Consider the following 16,395-nt stretch of genomic DNA (forward strand, 5'->3'; position numbering starts at 1 on the left):
ACGGGAATCCACTCCCACCTCGGTGCCGTGTCGCGCGGTCTGTCGCCAGGCAACGATATGAGCCGTTGACGACGCCACGTCCTGTCCGCACCCCGGGCAGACATAGACCTTACCCTGAGAATTGCCGGCAACGTTCTGCACCGACCATGTCCCGTCGGGCAGATCTCGACTCGTGCGCAGTCCACTCACGGAGTCGGAGAGCTCACGTGGGGCCTGCTGCCATTTGTTTTTGCGACGCGAGGAGGTAGATCGTGGCATCTGCCCATTCTCTCACGTAGGGTGAAGCGCGTGCGTCTCGTCATTGCTAAGTGCTCCGTTGATTATGCCGGTCGTCTGACCGCCCATCTGCCCATGGCCACCCGTCTCATCATGCTCAAGGCCGACGGCTCGATCCTCATCCATTCGGATGGCGGATCGTACAAGCCCTTGAACTGGATGACTCCCCCGTGCTCGATCAGAATCACAGATCCGAGCCAGGAACAGGAGGAGGCCGGACTGACCGAAATCTGGACGGTCTCCCAGGCCAAGACAGGTGACAAGCTCGTCATCTCCATCGCCGAGGTGATCGTCGATGACCAGCATGAGTTCGGAACCGATCCCGGACTGGTCAAAGACGGGGTAGAAGCCCACCTGCAGGAACTGCTGGCCGAACATATAGAGACTCTCGGGGACGGCTTCAGCCTGGTCAGGCGCGAATACATGACGGCTATCGGGCCAGTCGACATCCTCGCCCGCGACCACGGCCACAAGTCCGTTGCCGTGGAGATCAAACGACGTGGCGATATCGACGGCGTTGAGCAGCTGACCAGGTATCTGGAACTGATGAACCGTGACCCGCTGCTCACGCCGGTCCAGGGAGTCTTCGCCGCTCAGGAGATCAAGCCCCAAGCTCGGACCTTGGCCGAGGATCGTGGCATCCGCTGCGTCGTCTTAGACTACGATGCGCTGCGCGGTATGGACGACCCTGACTCGCGTCTGTTCTGAGTCCTATTCGAAGCTGAGGATATCGGCTTTTTCAACGCGCTCGATGTTGGCACCAAGACTGCGCAGGTTCGACACGAAGTTCTCGTAGCCGCGTTCGATGTGGTCGATGCCGGAGACCTCTGTGATTCCCGCGGCCCGCAGGCCCGCCATCACCAGACCGGCACCGGCGCGGATGTCTGAGGCTTCCACCTCGGCGCCGGACAGGCTGTTGACACCGGAGATCAGGGCGTGGTTGCCGTCGACTCGAACCTTCGCACCGAGTCGGGCAATCTCCTGGACGAACCTCCACCGAGCTTCGAACAGGTTCTCCGACAGGAGTCCGACACCGTCTGAGACTGAATTCAGTGCGATCACGAACGGCTGCAGATCCGTGGGGAAGCCGGGAAACGGCATAGTCGCGACGCGGATCGCATGCGGACGCTCGGCACCGATGACTCGGAATCCATTACCACGCGTGCCATCGCCGAGCTCGATTTCGCCGAGGTCATCGACGGTGGCGCCCGAGTCGCGAAGTTTGATCGCGATATTGGGCATCAGCTCGAGTCCGACCCCCTTGACGGTCACATCACCGTTGGAGAGAGCAGCGCCGAAGGCGTAGGTTCCAGCTACGATCCGGTCCCCCACCGTACGGTGGTCAACCGGGTGGAGTTCGTCGACACCGGTGATCGTGAGGTCGGCCGTGCCGATCCCACTGATCTGGGCGCCCATATCCACGAGCATTGTGCAGATGTCGACGATCTCCGGCTCCTTGGCCGCATTCGAGATTGTCGTCACGCCATGGGCCAACGTTGCCGCCATGACCAGGTTCTCCGTCGCACCGACGGAGGGGAATTCGAGGACGATGTCCGTTCCACGAAGACCGCTGGGAGCCTCCGCGACGAAATAGCCGTGATCAAGATGCACCGTTGCACCGAGAGCTTCGAGACCTGCCTGATGCATGTCCAGGCCCCGGGAGCCGATCGCATCACCGCCGGGAAGTGCAACATGCGCTGCACGCATCCGCGCGGTCAGCGGCCCGAGGACGGAGATCGACGCTCGCATCGCGCGCACGAGCTCATAGTCCGCCTGGATTCCGACTTCGGCGGGAACAACGATGCTGACGATGCCGCGATCGGCATCGTAATCGACGTCGCAGCCGAGCCGAATGAGGAGCTGAACCATAATCCGCACGTCGAGGATCGCCGGCACATTGGTGATCGTCGTTCGGCCGACGGCCAACAGACTGGCCGCCATGAGTTTGAGAACGCTGTTCTTGGCTCCCCTGATATCGACCTCGCCGCGCAGTCGACTCGGACCGGTCAAGCGAAAGACATCCATCAGGTGAACCTTCCCATCGTCGGGTTGAAGCCTGGGGGCGATGATTCCAGCCAGGAGGCCATCGTAGACAGCGATTCGGTGTCCATGGCCAGCGATACGGAACGGGGTCGGCCGTCAGCCTTGCCGTAGGAGCAGTCCACCACCACTGCGTCGGGCAGCACCGAGTACTGTTCACCGGACGTGGGTTTGCGGCGGACGAGAATATCGAGGTCGGCACGCGGGAGACGAACTGCGGCGCGTCGAGTCAACGCGAATACGGGATACCAGTCCAGTGACGCCACTGAGAACACTGCTACACCCAAACGCCAACGTGGGCGAGAAGAGGATTCCTCGCCCACGTTGATGGAACAGTCAAAAGCACCGGAGAGCTTCGAAATCGACCTGCGTCGAATCGTCACGACGACGATCAATGCGAGGGCGAGTCCTACTAACGAGAGCAGAACGATCAGAAGGACGGAAGGGTTCACGGTTGCCAGTTTAATTGACGGATCAGAGAAGTTCGGCCTGATCAGCGGCAATGATGACGCGATTATTCTCGACCGAGAGGAATCCACCATCGGCCTTGACCCGGATGGTCTCCTCAGAGGTCGTGAGAATACGCGCTTCACCATCGGCAACCACACCAAGAACAGGCTCGTGGCCCGGCAGGATGCCGATCTCGCCGTCCAAGGTACGGGCGATGACGCGCTTGGCCTCACCAGCCCATACCTTTTGGTCGGCTGCTACGACGTTCACATCGAGTACAGCCATGGCTTACTTCTGCATCTCTTCGTAGTTGCGCATGACATCGTCAAGCCCACCTACGTTGTAGAACGCCTGTTCGGGGATGTGGTCAACCTCGCCGGCGCAGAGCTTCGAGAACCCCTCGATGGTGTCAGCCAGCGGAACTGTCGAGCCGGGCACCTGCGTGAACTTCTCAGCGGTGTACGTGTTCTGCGACAGGAACTGCTCGATGCGACGAGCGCGGTGGACGACGAGCTTGTCCTCTTCACCGAGTTCATCGACGCCGAGGATGGCGATGATGTCCTGCAGTTCCTTGTTCTTCTGCAGAATGGCCTTAACCTCATTGGCGACACGGTAGTGCTCTTCGCCGACGATCAGCGGATCGAGGATACGCGATGTCGAGGTCAGCGGATCGATGGCCGGGTACAGGCCGCGCGAGGCGATGTCGCGGTTGAGCTCGGTCGTCGCGTCCAGGTGTGCGAACGTCGTTGCCGGAGCCGGGTCGGTGTAGTCATCGGCAGGAACGTAGATCGCCTGCATCGACGTGATCGAGTGACCACGCGTCGAGGTGATGCGCTCCTGGAGAACACCCATCTCATCCGCCAGGTTGGGCTGGTAGCCCACGGCCGAAGGCATGCGACCCAGAAGGGTCGAAACCTCGGAGCCGGCCTGCGTGAAGCGGAAGATGTTGTCGATGAACAGCAGCACGTCCTGGTTCTGGACATCGCGGAAGTACTCCGCCATGGTCAGTGCCGACAGCGCGACGCGCAGACGGGTGCCTGGTGGCTCGTCCATCTGGCCGAAGACCAGGGCCGTGTCCTTGAACACGCCGGCCTCGTCCATCTCCATGATGAGGTCGTTGCCCTCACGGGTGCGCTCACCCACACCGGCGAACACCGAGGTGCCGTTGTGGTTGTGAGCGATGCGGAAGATCATCTCCTGGATGAGGACGGTCTTACCGACGCCCGCACCACCGAAGAGGCCGATCTTTCCACCCTGGACATACGGGGTGAGGAGGTCGATGCTCTTGATGCCGACTTCGAGCATCTCGGTCTTCGACTCGAGTTCGTCGAAGGCAGGCGCTGTCCTGTGGATGGGCCAGCGTTCGCTGATCTCCAGCTTCTCGCCCTCTTCGAGGTTGAGGCAGTCACCGGTGGTGTTCCACACGTGGTTCTTGGTCACGTCGCCGACCGGCACGGTGATTGGAGCGCCGGAGTCGACGACCTCCTGGCCGCGAACCAGTCCGTCGGTGGGCTGCAGGGAAACGGCACGCACAAGGCCGTTGCCCAGGTGCAGTGCAGTCTCGAAGGTCAGCTTGCGCGTGCCTTCGGAGAGTTCCACCGAGGTGGAAAGGGAGTTGTAGATCGCTGGCACGGAGTCGAGCGGAAACTCGATGTCGACAACCGGGCCGATGACTCGGGAAATCCGGCCGAGGGCTGTGCCCTGCGCCGGGGAGGTATCCGTAGCTGTGGCAGTCATGGTCTCTTTCTTCTCTGCTCTCGCCGGTCAGTCGCCGGCTGATGATGCCGCGAGGGCATCGGCCCCACCGACGATCTCGGTGAGTTCCTGGGTGATTTCCGCCTGGCGAGCCGTATTGGCCAACCGGGTGTAGGTCTTGATCAGATCGTCCGCGTTATCGGTCGCAGTCTTCATCGCAGCCTGACGCGAAGCCTGCTCGGATGCAGAAGCGCTCAACAGCGCGGACAGAATCCGCGAGTCGATGTAGCGCGGCAGCAGCGAATCCAAGACGGCCTCGGCACTGGGTTCGAACTCGTAGAGAGGGAACGCAGCTGCGTCCTTCGCCGGTTCGGACGTACCGCCGGTGGCGACCTCGTCCGCGTCGACTACCTCGAGCGGAAGCAGTCGCCGGTATTCCGGGTCGTGCTTGACGCTGGAGACGAACTTCGTGAACACGATGTAGATCTCATCCACACCGGTCTGCGCGGAATCGGAATTGAAGCTCTGCAACAGGGCCTCACCGATCTCCCGAGCATTCTCAGGAGTCGGCATCTCAGAGATCCCGGTCCAGGACTGTTCGATCGCACGGTCGCGGAAGGTGTAGTAGTTCCTGGCCTTCCCTCCGACGGTGAAGAGCGAAACGTCCTTGCCTTCGCTGCGCAGCAGGCGATTGAGCTCTTCGGCTTCGCGCAGCAGGTTCGCCGAGTAGGCGCCAGCGAATCCACGATCCGGACCGATCACCAGCACTGCTGCGCGAGTGACCGACTCAGGCTCGGTCGTCAACACGTGGTCGACGTTCGACTCACTCGCCACCGCTGAGACCGCACGGGTCAGGGCGTTGGCGTATGGGCTGGCAGACTGCGATCGAGCAATGGCCTTCTGAATCCGTGAAGCAGCGATGAGCTCCATGGCCTTGAAGATCTTCCTCAAGGACGAGGTGGAGCGGATCTTCTGCTTGAAGACCCTCTGCTGGGCTCCCATCAGTTCTTCCTTTCGCTGTTACGGATCAGATTCAACGCTTCTGCCGAACGATCTGCTCCTGCTCGACCTCATCGGATGAGGCGGTGGCAGTGTCATCGCTGCCTGCCTTTGATCCGCTGGAGTCGGAGCTGACGAAGTTCCGGGTGAACTCGGTCAAGACGTTGTCCAGCTCTGCCGAAGTGTCATCATCGAGCTTGAGCGTCTCACGAAGAGTCGTCAAGATACCGGTCTTGCGTTCGATGTGATCATGGAGCTCGGTTTCGAACTTGAGCACGTCCGAGACGGGAATCTCATCAAGATAGCCGTGCGTACCGGCGAAGATCGACACGGTCTGCTTCTCGAAGGGCATCGGCGAGAACTGAGTCTGCTTGAGCAGCTCGGTCAGGCGTGCACCGCGAGCCAGGTCGCGCTTGGTCGTCTCGTCGAGGTCGGACGCGAACATCGCGAACGCCTCGAGCGAACGATACTGGGCCAAGGAGATCTTCAATGTGCCAGAGACACTCTTCAGGGCCTTGGTCTGAGCGGCACCACCGACACGGGATACGGAGATGCCCACGTCGACTGCAGGACGCTGGCCCGCATTGAACAGGTCCGACTGCAGGAAGATCTGACCATCGGTGATCGAAATCACGTTGGTCGGAATGAACGCACCGACGTCGTTCGCCTTGGTCTCAATGATCGGAAGGCCGGTCATCGAACCCCCGCCGAACTCATCAGAAAGCTTCGCACAACGCTCAAGCAGACGCGAGTGCAGGTAGAACACGTCTCCGGGGAAAGCCTCGCGGCCCGGCGGGCGGCGCAGCAGAAGTGACACTGCACGGTAGGCCTCGGCCTGCTTCGAAAGGTCATCGAACACGATGAGGACGTGCTTGCCCTCGTACATCCAGTGCTGACCGATGGCCGAACCGGAGTAAGGGGCGAGGTATTTGAAGCCTGCGGGGTCGGAAGCAGGAGAGGACACGATCGTGGTGTATTCCAGGGCGCCCGCTTCCTCGAGCGAACGGCGGACACCTGCGATGGTCGAGCCCTTCTGGCCGACGGCGACGTAGATGCAGCGAACCTGCTTCTTCGGGTCACCGGTCTCCCAGTTGGCCTTCTGGTTGATGATCGTGTCGATCGCAAGGGCGGTCTTACCCGTCTTGCGGTCACCGATGACCAGCTGGCGCTGTCCACGGCCGACAGGGATCATAGCGTCAATGCTCTTGTAGCCGGTCTGCAGAGGTTCGCGAACCTCCTGGCGATCCATCACGCCTGCGGCCTGGAGCTCGAGCTCACGACGTCCGACAGTCTCGACCTCACCGAGTCCGTCGACTGGCTGACCCAGAGGATCGACCACGCGACCGAGGTATCCGTCGCCGACGGGAATCGAGAGAACTTCACCGGTGCGGTAGACGTTCTGTTCAGCCGCGACCCCGGAGAACTCTCCGAGGACGACGACGCCGATCTCGCGCTCGTCGAGGTTCTGTGCCAAGCCCAAGGTGCCGTCTTCGAACCGGAGGAGTTCGTTGGCCATGGTGCCGGGCAGACCCGAGACGTGGGCAATTCCGTCACCTGCGGTGACGACCTTGCCGACCTCGGACTTTACCGAGCTTTCGGGGTTGTACGAGTCAACGAACTTCCCGAGAGCGTCCCGGATCTCTTCCGGGCGAATTGTCAGTTCCGCCATCTGGTTTCCCTGCTTCCTTTACTCAAAACTTGTGTCCGACGACCGGTGGGCCGCCTGTGCTGCCGGACTGGCCGGCCCCTCGATTTAACTTGCGAGCTTGCGCTGAACTTCGGCCAGACGATCAGCCACTGTGGAACTCATCATCTCATCGCCGACCTGAACCCGGACTCCCCCGACGACTTCGGGGTCGACCTGAACGTTGAGCACGAGGTCGCGTCCGTAGCTGGCGGACAGAGCGGCCGCGAGTTTCTGGGTCTGAGCTTCGCTCAACGGTTTGGCGACAGTGACATCGGCGACTGAACGCTGCTGTCGTGCCGCGAGGATATCGCTGTACTGATCCAGGGCCTTCGCCACGCGGAGCCCGCGTGGGTACAGAACTGCCTGTTCGATCAGTGTGATGGTGTCGGCCTGTGCCTTACCTGCCAGCAAGTCTGCGATGAGCGCGCGCTTGGTCGATGCGGATGCATCGGACTCCAGTGCCCGCGCCAGTTCGTGTTCACTTTCGCACAGACGGGCGAAGCGGAAGACTTCCTCTTCCACCTGGCCGAGTTGACCGGATGTCTGAGCGGCAGCTGCGATAGCTGTCACTCCGGCAACCTCAAGGCTGGTCACCAAGTCCTGAGTCCTCGCCCAACGCTGGCTCACGGCCAGTTCGCTCAGACGCAGGGCCGTATCAGTGGTCCGTGTCGAGAACAGAGTCCGCAGCAGCTGCTGCTTCTTCTCAGCCGACTCGGACGAGTCTGCCAAGGCCTTGCGCAGCGTCACGTTCTCAGCGAGAACGGCAACGATGGCCAGTTCACCAGCACCGATTTCGCGCGCGTCACCGCGGGAGATCTCAGCGTTGGCGGTTTCAAGTACGGCCTGCAGGGACAATCTGCTCGACTGGAGCATCACGCCCCCTTGACCGGCTGTGCCGAAGACTGCGACTCGAGATCGGAGATGAAGCGGTCGACCACGTTGGCAGAACGCTGGTCATCGGTGAGAGATTCACCGACGATGCGCGATGCCAGATCGGTGGCCAGAGTGCCGACTTCCGAACGCAGCTGCACCATGGCGGACTGACGCTCGGCTTCGATCTGCGTCTGGGCCTGAGCGACAATGCGCTCGGACTCCGCATGAGCCTGGGTCTTCATATTGGCGATGATCTGAGCGCCTTCTTCCTGAGCCTCGGCGCGCAGTCGTGCAGCTTCTGCACGGCCGTCGGCGAGCTGCTTCTGATACTCGGCCAGAGCCTCATCGGCTTCGGCCTGCACCTTCTCAGCCTTCTCAATTCCACCCTGAATGCGCTCTGCGCGCTCATCGAGGGTCTTGTTGAAGGCCGGGAGGACGTACTTCCAGACAACCAGGAAGACGATCAGCAGACAGATGGCACTCCAGACGATGTCGTACCACGCGGGGAGAAGCGGGTTCTCTGCGGAGGCAAGAATAGTTACCGGAGTCATCGTTTAGTCCTCTTCGTGATCAGGGCAGGAAGAACGGGGTGGCGATGCCGATCAGGGCCAGGGCCTCAATCAGCGCGATGCCGAGGAACATGTTTCCACGCAGCGCACCGGCCATCTCGGGCTGACGCGCGGTTCCCTCGATGGTCTTACCGATGACGATACCGACACCGATACCGGGGCCGATTGCGGCCAGGCCGTATCCGATGGTGTTGAGGCTGCCGGAGATATCCGTTGCGGCGAGCATATCCATTGAATGCTTTTCCTTTCATAAGTCAGCCGGGTGGTTGGCCCGACCGTGCAACTCGTGAGTTACGGTTCTGGGTGTTGAATCAGTGGTCGTCTGAGATCGCTGCGTTGATGTAGACGCAGGATAGAAGAGCGAAGATGTAGGCCTGCAGGACGACGATGAGCATCTCGAGGATGAAGACGAAGAATCCGCCGGCGAAGGTGATGATCGAGAAGAACTGGAAGCCGTTGGCCGCATCGAGGAGGAAGAAGCTCGTCGCGGAGAAGCAGAGCACGAGAAGCAGGTGGCCGACCATCATGTTTGCGAAGAGTCGGATCGCCAGAGTGAACGGCTGGGTGACGAACTTCGTGAGGAACTCAATCGGAATGAGCAGAATGTGCATCGGCCACGGGACACCGGGCAGGATGAGCGAATCCTTAAGGTAGCGCCCGAGGCCCTTCTCGGAGATGCCTGCCCAGTGGTAAGTCACATAGACGACGAGGGTCAGGACGATCGGAAGACCGATGACGCCGGTGCCCGGCATATTCAGGAACGGAATGAGCTTCGTGACGTTCCAGAACAGGATGCCGAAGAAGATCGCCACGATCAGCGGCATGAACTTCTTTGACTTCTCCTTGCCCATGGTGTCTTCGGCGATGCCGACGGTGACGAACTCCATCGCCAGCTCCATGGCAGACTGGAAGCGGCTGGGAACGAGCTTCATTCTCTTCGCCCACACGGCCAGCAAAACGACGACTGCCACGGTCGCGAGAACGCGGATGAGCATCACACGGTTCATCTCAAAGGGAGTGCCTTCGAAGAGGAACGAGGCGGGGAAGAACTCCGCCATCGAGGGGGCGTGAAAACCACTTTCAGCGGCTTGGATCATTGTGTTCGCAGCGTTGAGTGTTCCCACGTTTCCTTTACTCTCCCATGGTCAAAAGCCTTGATGGCCTGGCCTTAGCGACGCATGACATGCGTGGCTCTAGGTTCAGGAGCGACATGGAGCAACAAATGGCTCCAGCACCGCAACAACTCTACCAATTGTAGAGAGCTGACGACAAATTCATCACCTTTGACTGTATATCTTCTGACAGTGGCTGGCGCAATCGCCGAATTGGCCTATTTCGCATCGGGATCAACGTAGGGCACGCGGCCTTTGACCACAGTCAGGGCCTCAACGAGCGAGGAACCGATCACCGCGACAACAATGGTGAGGAATGCCACAGTTCCGTCCAGCCAGGTTGCGTCCTTCAACCGCCAGATGACGATCATGAAGATGAACGCTTTGAAGAGGAAGCCCACGCCTAGGAATCCAGCGATGGCCGTCAGCCCCATATTGCGGCCCGCATACATGATGACCAGGGTGATGATGATGAAGACCGCGGCCAGTCCCCCACCGACGGCTCCTCCATTGAAGCCCTCTGTCCCGGAGACCAGGTAGCCGATACCCATTCCGAGCACAGCGACAGCGACGATGAGGATGACGCCGCGGACCAGCATGGTTCTCCAGACTCTGGTCCACGCCGCCTGTACGTACGTTTCCTGATTGGGAGACTCGGTCATGAGATTTCCTCTCTGGCTTTCTGACGGACCCGCAGGGGGTAGAAGGTGAAGAGCAGGGTGATGGCGAACAGCCCGCCGACGATGCAGACGACGTAGATCCACGGCATCAGCAGGAGCATGACAGAACCGAATGCGATGAGCGCGGTCCAGGTATAGAGGATGAGGACGGCCCGAGCATGAGAGTGCCCAAGTCTGAGCATCCTGTGATGGAGGTGCTTCGCATCGGCGGAGAACGGTGATTGACCGGCCATGAGACGACGAATGACTGCCAACCCCAGGTCGAGCAGCGGCAGGAACATCACGGCGACCGGCAAAACGATGGGCAGGAAGGTCGCGAAGACTCGCTCCTCCCCGAGCAGTGCCGGGTCGACCTGGCCGGTGACGCGGATGGTGGATGCTGCCAGCAGGAGGCCGATGAGCATCGACCCGGAATCACCCATGAAGATCCGCGCCGGATTGAAGTTGTGCGGGAGGAAGCCGACACAGGCACCGACGAGGATTGCGGTGATCAGCGAGGCCAGGTTCGCATAGGACTCAGGCGATGCATCCCGGGCCAGACCGTAGGAGTAGATGAAGAATGCGCTGCCGCCGATCGCGACGACTCCCGCTGCCAGACCGTCGAGACCATCGACGAAGTTCACAGCGTTGATGGTGACCAGGACGACGAGGATGGTGATGATGATCGACATCCGCGGCGAACCGATGATCACTCCCCCGAAGGGGATCGACAGCAGTGCCACGCCGTTGATGGCCATGAATCCAGCTGCCAGCGCCTGCCCTGCAAGCTTAGTGATCCAGTGGAGATCCCAGATGTCATCGATGATGCCCAGCACGCACAGCACGGTGGCCGCGCCGGCGATGCCGATGATGGGCCCCATGTCCGAGAAGATCCTCTGCAGGAACGGTGTCTGGGAGGCGAAGATGAGGCCCACGATCACCGCCCCGAACATCGCGACCCCGCCCAACCTCGGCGTGGGAACCGAATGCACGTCCCGTTCACGCAGGGGTGAGAAGATCTGCCCTCGCTCGGCTACCCGCCTGACCATCGGGGTCAGCAGGTAGGCCACAAGGGCCGAAATGATGAGGATGAAGAGGTAGGCGCGCACTCAGCCGTCCAGGCCGATGACATCGGGGACGATCTCACGCAGTTCTTCGATGGTCACGGGACCTTCGCGCACAATGCGCGGCACTTCGCTGGTGAGGTCGATGATCGTCGAGGAGATTCCCGAGGCCCTCACTCCGCCGTCGACGTAGATGTCGACATCGTCGCCCAACATCTCCATCGCCTCATCCGCCGAGGTGGCGGCGGGCTCACCGGAGGTGTTGGCACTGGACACGGCCAGTGGACCCGTCCGCCCCAACAGGGCGAGGGCGTACTCGTCGTCGGGCATTCGCACCGCAACGGTGCCATGGGTGTCGCCGAGATCCCAGTCCAACGACGGCTGTGCATTCGCGATGATCGTCAGCGGTCCGGGCCAGAAACGGGCGGTCAGTGAAAGCATCCTCTCGTCGACACCGTCGACAAGGCCGAAGACGGTCTCCGCACGCGGGACGAGGACAGGCGGCGGCATGTCACGGCCGCGGCCCTTCGCTGCCAGCAGAGCGGAAACCGCCGAAGCGCTGAATGCGTCTGCGGCGATCCCATACACGGTGTCCGTGGGAATGACGAGCAGATTGCCCGTCTCACTCACCCTGGCGCATTCGTCCAGGACAAGGTCACGGATGTCGCTTTGGGTCACGTCGAATCGTCTCGACACGAATCCTCCGTTTCGGATCGCGGTGGTCAGTGGCCCGAACCGGGTGGTCCATGGTCACAGGTCGACCCCTGACACACGATGAGCCACGGTGTAGCGGTCGCGTCCAGTGTAGTCCGGGTAGGTGGCGGCCCGCCTGAGACTGGCCGTCGACATGATGAGTTCGCAGGCGCCGGGCCCCTGTTCCTCGGAATGCTCCATGATGAAGAATCCACCGGGACGCAGCAGTTTCTCCGCCTGCTTCAGGATGAGCCCTGGGATCTCCAGGCCCGTCGAGCCTCCGTAGAGAGCGGCTGCCGGATCGTGTTCGCGTACCTCGGCATCGCGCGGCACAGCCGCATCGGGCACATAGGGAGGATTGGTCACAACGACATCCGCGCTGCCCCACAGGTCAGGTCGATCGTCGGCGAACCTCGTCGCGTCACCACTGATCAGCTCGACGCTGGAGTCGCCGAGGCTGACCGAGGCGAGATTCTTCAGCGACCAGTTCAGGGCCTCGGTTTCGCGCTCGACGCCGATGATGCGCAGCTGCGGATGTTCGGTAGCCAGGGACAGCGTGATCGCACCGGAGCCCGAGCACAGATCGATGACGAAGGACTCATGTGCGTTCTGCTGCCTGTCCAGCTCTTCGAGGACCTCGGTGACGAGAAGCTCGGTCTCGGGGCGGGGAACGAACACTCCAGGGCCCACCTGCAGTTCGAGGTGCCGAAAGGCCGCGACTCCGATGATGTGCTGAAGCGGGACGCGCTGACGTCGTCGGTCGATGAGCTGTGCGAAGACTTCCGTGACTTCGGCGGGGACACCATCGCCGAGGAGACGTCTGCGGGCCAGGCCGGAGGCGTCGATTCCCCAGGCGTGGGCAAGCAGCGCGGCGGAGTCCGGGTCGGGGTTGGCGACGCCGGCATCGGCCAGCAGCTGCACCGCTCCGCGCAGCACCGTCGACACGTCTTCTTCGGGACTGGGAGGGCGCGGAATCAGGTCAGTCCCCCAGTGCGTCGAGTCGTGCTGCTTTGTCAGCCTCACGGCAGGAGCCGATGACGGGATCGAGGTCGCCGGAGAGAACCTGGTCAAGGTTGTAGGCCTTGTAGCCCGTCCGATGGTCGGTGATCCGGTTTTCGGGGAAGTTGTAGGTGCGGATGCGTTCAGAGCGGTCGACGGTGCGCACCTGGGACCGTCGGATGTCCGCGGCCTCGGCTGCGGCCTCCTCGGCCTGCTTGGCCAGGATGCGGGCCCGGAGCATGCGCAGTGCTGCTTCCTTGTTCTGCAGCTGTGACTTCTCGTTCTGACAGCTGGCGGTGATGCCTGTGGGCACGTGGGTGATGCGCACGGCGGAGTCCGTGGTGTTCACGGACTGACCCCCCGGGCCCGAGGACCGGTAGACGTCGATGCGCAGATCGTTGTCATCGAGTGCGACTTCCTCAGGCTCGTCCACCTCGGGAAATACGAGCACCCCGACTGCCGAGGTGTGGATGCGTCCTTGGGATTCGGTCACGGGCACGCGTTGGACCCGGTGGACTCCACCTTCGAACTTCACCCAACCGTAGGCACCGTCGTCCTTGGCCTTCAGAGCCAGGCTGACGTCTTTGTAGCCGCCGAGATCAGAATGCGTGGCATCCAGGATCTGCGAGGACCATCCGCGTGAGTCGATCCAGCGCTGGTACATGCGCAGGAGATCCCCTGCGAACAGCGCCGATTCGTCACCACCCTCACCAGCCTTGATCTCGATGATCGCATCACGTGCATCGTCGGGATCGCTGGGAACCAAGAGGTCTCTGAGCTCAGCCTCGACATCCGAGGCCTCCTCGTGCAGGCGTTTGGCCTCAGCACCGAATTCGGCGTCGTCGTCCGCGAGTTCCTCCGCGGCGACGGCGTCGTCTTCGAGCTGGGCGAACCGACGTGCGGTCACTGCGACCTTGTCGAGTTCTGCGTAGCGCCTGGTCAGCTTCTTGGCACGGCCAGCGTCAGCGTGCACCGCAGGATCGGAGAGTTCCGACTGCAGGCGTGCATGCTCGTCGAGCAGTGCGCTGACGCTGGCTTTGAGGGTGTCATCGTCGGCCATCTCAGTTGTTGTCGGTGGACGACTTCTGCAGAGGCGTCGTCTTCTGCACCTGCATGAGGAATTCGACGTTCGAGCCGGTTTCCTTCAGCTTCGACATCAGGAGCTCGACAGCCTGCTGCTGTTCGAGTCCGGACAGTACGCGCCGAAGCTGCCACATGACCTTCATCTCTTCATTGGTCATCAGCATCTCTTCACGACGTGTGCTCGACGCGTTGACGTCCACGGCAGGGAAGATGCGCTTGTCAGCGAGTTGGCGCGACAGACGCAGCTCCATGTTGCCGGTGCCCTTGAACTCTTCGAAGATGACCTCGTCCATCTTGGAACCGGTCTCGACGAGGGCTGTGGCCAGAATCGTCAGCGAGCCGCCGTTCTCGATGTTGCGGGCAGCGCCGAAGAATCGCTTCGGCGGGTAGAGCGCGTTCGCGTCGACACCACCGGAGAGGATACGACCCGAGGCTGGCTGCGCAATGTTGTAGGCGCGACCGAGACGGGTGATGTTGTCGAGGAGCACGACGACGTCGGAGCCCATTTCGACGAGACGCTTGGCGCGCTCGATGGCAAGCTCAGCGATCGTCGTGTGATCATCGGCGGGACGGTCGAAGGTCGAAGCGATGACTTCGCCCTTCACCGCACGCTGCATGTCCGTGACTTCCTCGGGACGTTCGTCGACGAGGACGACCATCAGGTGGACTTCCGGATTGTTCTCGGTGATCGCATTGGCGACCTGCTGCATGATCATCGTTTTGCCCGCCTTCGGGGGTGCCACGATGAGACCACGCTGGCCCTTGCCGATGGGAGTCACAAGGTCGATGAGCCGGGTCGAATGCTGCTTGGAGGTGGTCTCAAGGCGCATCCTCTCCTGCGGGTAGAGCGGTGTCAGCTTGGAGAACTCGACACGGCTCCGGGCGTCATCGACGGTCAGGCCGTTGACCGAGTCCAGTCGCACCAGAGCGTCGAACTTCTCGCGCTTGCTGTTGCGGTCGTTCTCGCGAGGCTGGCGAATGGCACCGGCGACGGCGTCGCCCTTGCGCAGCTGGTTCTTGCGCACCATCGAAGCCGAGACGTAGACATCGTTGGGTCCGGGAAGGTAGCCGGAAGTACGCAGGAATGCATAGTTGTCATGCACATCGAGGATGCCGCCGACGGGGATGAGCACGTCATCGTTGCGGATCTCGGGCTCGTCGCCGCCGCGTCCTCCGCGACGTTTGCGGTCACGGTCACGACCGCGTCCGCGACGGTTGCCGCGATCGTCGTCATCGTTGTTGTTGCGTCCGCGACGGTCGTTGTTGCGATCGTTGCCGCGGTCGTTGTCGTCGCTCTGGCGGTTGCGGTTGTTTCCGCGATCGTTGCGGTCATTGCCACGATCGTTCCCGCGGTCGTTGTCGTCGTTCTGACGATTGCGACCGTTTCCGCGATCGTTGCGGTCATTGCCACGATCGTTGCCGCGGTCGTTGTCGTCGTTCTGACGGTTACGACCGTTTCCGCGATCATTGCGGTCACCGTTGCGGTCGTTACGCTCACCATTGCGGTCGTTGTCGTCGTTCTGACGATTGCGACCGTTTCCGCGATCATTGCGGTCCGAACGCTCACCCGAGTCATCGGAGCTGTGTCCGTTGTCCTCGTTCTGTGAGTCAGCGCCACGCGAACGCGAACGGCTGCGACGCGAACGCTGCTTGTCCGGCTCACCGGCTGATTCGGACGACGTGTCGTCTGCGACCGGCGTATCGGCGACAGCCGAGGTCTCAGCAGACGTCGCTGCGGCAGCTGCTCCCTGTGAGGCGACGGCATCATCGTCAGATGTCGCAGCTGCGCTGCGACGAGCGGGACGACGCTCGGCTTCATCGGGTGCTGCGTTGGAACCGCTCTTGTCTTCCTTGGCTTCCTTCTCAGAGCCTGCGGAAGAGGCCGGTGCGGTCTTCGGGGCTGCTTGAGCCTGTCCCGAACCGCCCTGTGCGCCATTGTGGTTGTTGATGGCGTCGATCAGTTCGCCTTTGCGAAGTCGACGGTACCCTTTGATCCCGAGACCCGCTGCCATCTCCTGGAGCTGGGGCAGACGCAAAGCGGTCAGACTGCCGGTGCGTGGCGTGGAATCTTGAGTAGTGGTTTCAGACACGAAGGTCCTTCTCCCTCTTTCGGCCGTGCGGCAAGAGCCGTTTACTCACGGCGACGGAAACACCGTTGACGGTGCATTGTGAAAGATAACCTGCCTAAGAATGAGC

At 61.6% G+C, this 16,395-nt stretch carries 17 protein-coding genes; 1 reads left to right on the forward strand and 16 read right to left on the reverse strand.

Annotated elements, in window-relative coordinates:
- Nucleotides 1–288 precede the first annotated feature (288 nt).
- Nucleotides 289–984: an endonuclease NucS gene (nucS, locus tag HX613_RS21360; protein ID WP_235347148.1), complete on the forward strand. Its 696-nt coding sequence runs from the start codon at nucleotides 289–291 to the stop codon at nucleotides 982–984.
- Between the two features lie 3 nt (nucleotides 985–987).
- Here nucS and murA read toward each other — a convergent pair whose 3' ends face one another.
- The 16 genes from murA to rho all read right to left on the reverse strand — a co-directional run bounded on the left by murA (nucleotide 988) and on the right by rho (nucleotide 16,289).
- On the reverse strand, nucleotides 988–2,301 hold the full coding sequence (gene murA / locus HX613_RS21365; RefSeq protein WP_235347149.1) for a UDP-N-acetylglucosamine 1-carboxyvinyltransferase: 1,314 nt from the start codon (nucleotides 2,299–2,301) through the stop codon (nucleotides 988–990).
- Nucleotides 2,301–2,768 carry a DUF2550 domain-containing protein gene (locus HX613_RS21370; RefSeq protein ID WP_009884056.1) on the reverse strand — a complete coding sequence of 156 codons (468 nt, stop codon included), beginning with the start codon at nucleotides 2,766–2,768 and terminating at the stop codon, nucleotides 2,301–2,303. The genes murA and HX613_RS21370 overlap by 1 nt, the downstream gene beginning before the upstream one ends.
- Before the next feature lie 22 nt (nucleotides 2,769–2,790).
- Nucleotides 2,791–3,051, reverse strand: coding sequence for a F0F1 ATP synthase subunit epsilon (locus HX613_RS21375; RefSeq protein ID WP_235347150.1), 261 nt, complete (start codon nucleotides 3,049–3,051; stop codon nucleotides 2,791–2,793).
- A gap of 3 nt (nucleotides 3,052–3,054) precedes the next feature.
- Complete coding sequence (gene atpD, locus HX613_RS21380) at nucleotides 3,055–4,503, reverse strand: F0F1 ATP synthase subunit beta (RefSeq protein ID WP_143923300.1); 1,449 nt, start codon at nucleotides 4,501–4,503, stop codon at nucleotides 3,055–3,057.
- A 27-nt stretch (nucleotides 4,504–4,530) separates the two neighbouring features.
- Nucleotides 4,531–5,463, reverse strand: coding sequence for a F0F1 ATP synthase subunit gamma (locus HX613_RS21385; RefSeq protein ID WP_235347151.1), 933 nt, complete (start codon nucleotides 5,461–5,463; stop codon nucleotides 4,531–4,533).
- Between the two features lie 31 nt (nucleotides 5,464–5,494).
- Complete coding sequence (gene atpA / locus HX613_RS21390; RefSeq protein WP_235347152.1) at nucleotides 5,495–7,129, reverse strand: F0F1 ATP synthase subunit alpha; 1,635 nt, start codon at nucleotides 7,127–7,129, stop codon at nucleotides 5,495–5,497.
- A gap of 84 nt (nucleotides 7,130–7,213) precedes the next feature.
- Nucleotides 7,214–8,020, reverse strand: a complete 807-nt coding sequence (locus HX613_RS21395; RefSeq protein WP_235347153.1) for a F0F1 ATP synthase subunit delta — start codon at nucleotides 8,018–8,020, stop codon at nucleotides 7,214–7,216.
- On the reverse strand, nucleotides 8,020–8,571 hold the full coding sequence (locus HX613_RS21400; RefSeq protein ID WP_235347154.1) for a F0F1 ATP synthase subunit B: 552 nt from the start codon (nucleotides 8,569–8,571) through the stop codon (nucleotides 8,020–8,022). The genes HX613_RS21395 and HX613_RS21400 overlap by 1 nt, the downstream gene beginning before the upstream one ends.
- Before the next feature lie 19 nt (nucleotides 8,572–8,590).
- Nucleotides 8,591–8,821, reverse strand: coding sequence for a F0F1 ATP synthase subunit C (gene atpE, locus HX613_RS21405; RefSeq protein ID WP_235347155.1), 231 nt, complete (start codon nucleotides 8,819–8,821; stop codon nucleotides 8,591–8,593).
- Nucleotides 8,822–8,900: 79 nt separating this feature from the next.
- On the reverse strand, nucleotides 8,901–9,713 hold the full coding sequence (gene atpB / locus HX613_RS21410; RefSeq protein WP_235347156.1) for a F0F1 ATP synthase subunit A: 813 nt from the start codon (nucleotides 9,711–9,713) through the stop codon (nucleotides 8,901–8,903).
- 206 nt (nucleotides 9,714–9,919) lie between these two features.
- The gene (locus HX613_RS21415) at nucleotides 9,920–10,363 is read right to left on the reverse strand and encodes a hypothetical protein (RefSeq protein WP_235347157.1); all 444 of its coding nucleotides are present in this window, start codon (nucleotides 10,361–10,363) and stop codon (nucleotides 9,920–9,922) included.
- Entirely contained in the window at nucleotides 10,360–11,469 is a 1,110-nt protein-coding gene (locus tag HX613_RS21420; RefSeq protein WP_143923306.1) for an MraY family glycosyltransferase, read from the reverse strand. The genes HX613_RS21415 and HX613_RS21420 overlap by 4 nt, the downstream gene beginning before the upstream one ends.
- Nucleotides 11,470–12,120, reverse strand: coding sequence for an L-threonylcarbamoyladenylate synthase (locus HX613_RS21425; protein WP_235347158.1), 651 nt, complete (start codon nucleotides 12,118–12,120; stop codon nucleotides 11,470–11,472).
- Nucleotides 12,121–12,174: 54 nt separating this feature from the next.
- Nucleotides 12,175–13,140: a peptide chain release factor N(5)-glutamine methyltransferase gene (prmC, locus tag HX613_RS21430; protein WP_235347159.1), complete on the reverse strand. Its 966-nt coding sequence runs from the start codon at nucleotides 13,138–13,140 to the stop codon at nucleotides 12,175–12,177.
- Complete coding sequence (prfA, locus tag HX613_RS21435; protein ID WP_235347160.1) at nucleotides 13,097–14,176, reverse strand: peptide chain release factor 1; 1,080 nt, start codon at nucleotides 14,174–14,176, stop codon at nucleotides 13,097–13,099. The genes prmC and prfA overlap by 44 nt, the downstream gene beginning before the upstream one ends.
- A 1-nt stretch (nucleotide 14,177) precedes the next feature.
- On the reverse strand, nucleotides 14,178–16,289 hold the full coding sequence (gene rho / locus HX613_RS21440; RefSeq protein ID WP_235347161.1) for a transcription termination factor Rho: 2,112 nt from the start codon (nucleotides 16,287–16,289) through the stop codon (nucleotides 14,178–14,180).
- Nucleotides 16,290–16,395 lie beyond the last annotated feature (106 nt).

Origin of the sequence: Brevibacterium sp. UCMA 11754 (genome assembly GCF_021532275.1) — a bacterium.
GTDB lineage: Bacteria > Actinomycetota > Actinomycetes > Actinomycetales > Brevibacteriaceae > Brevibacterium.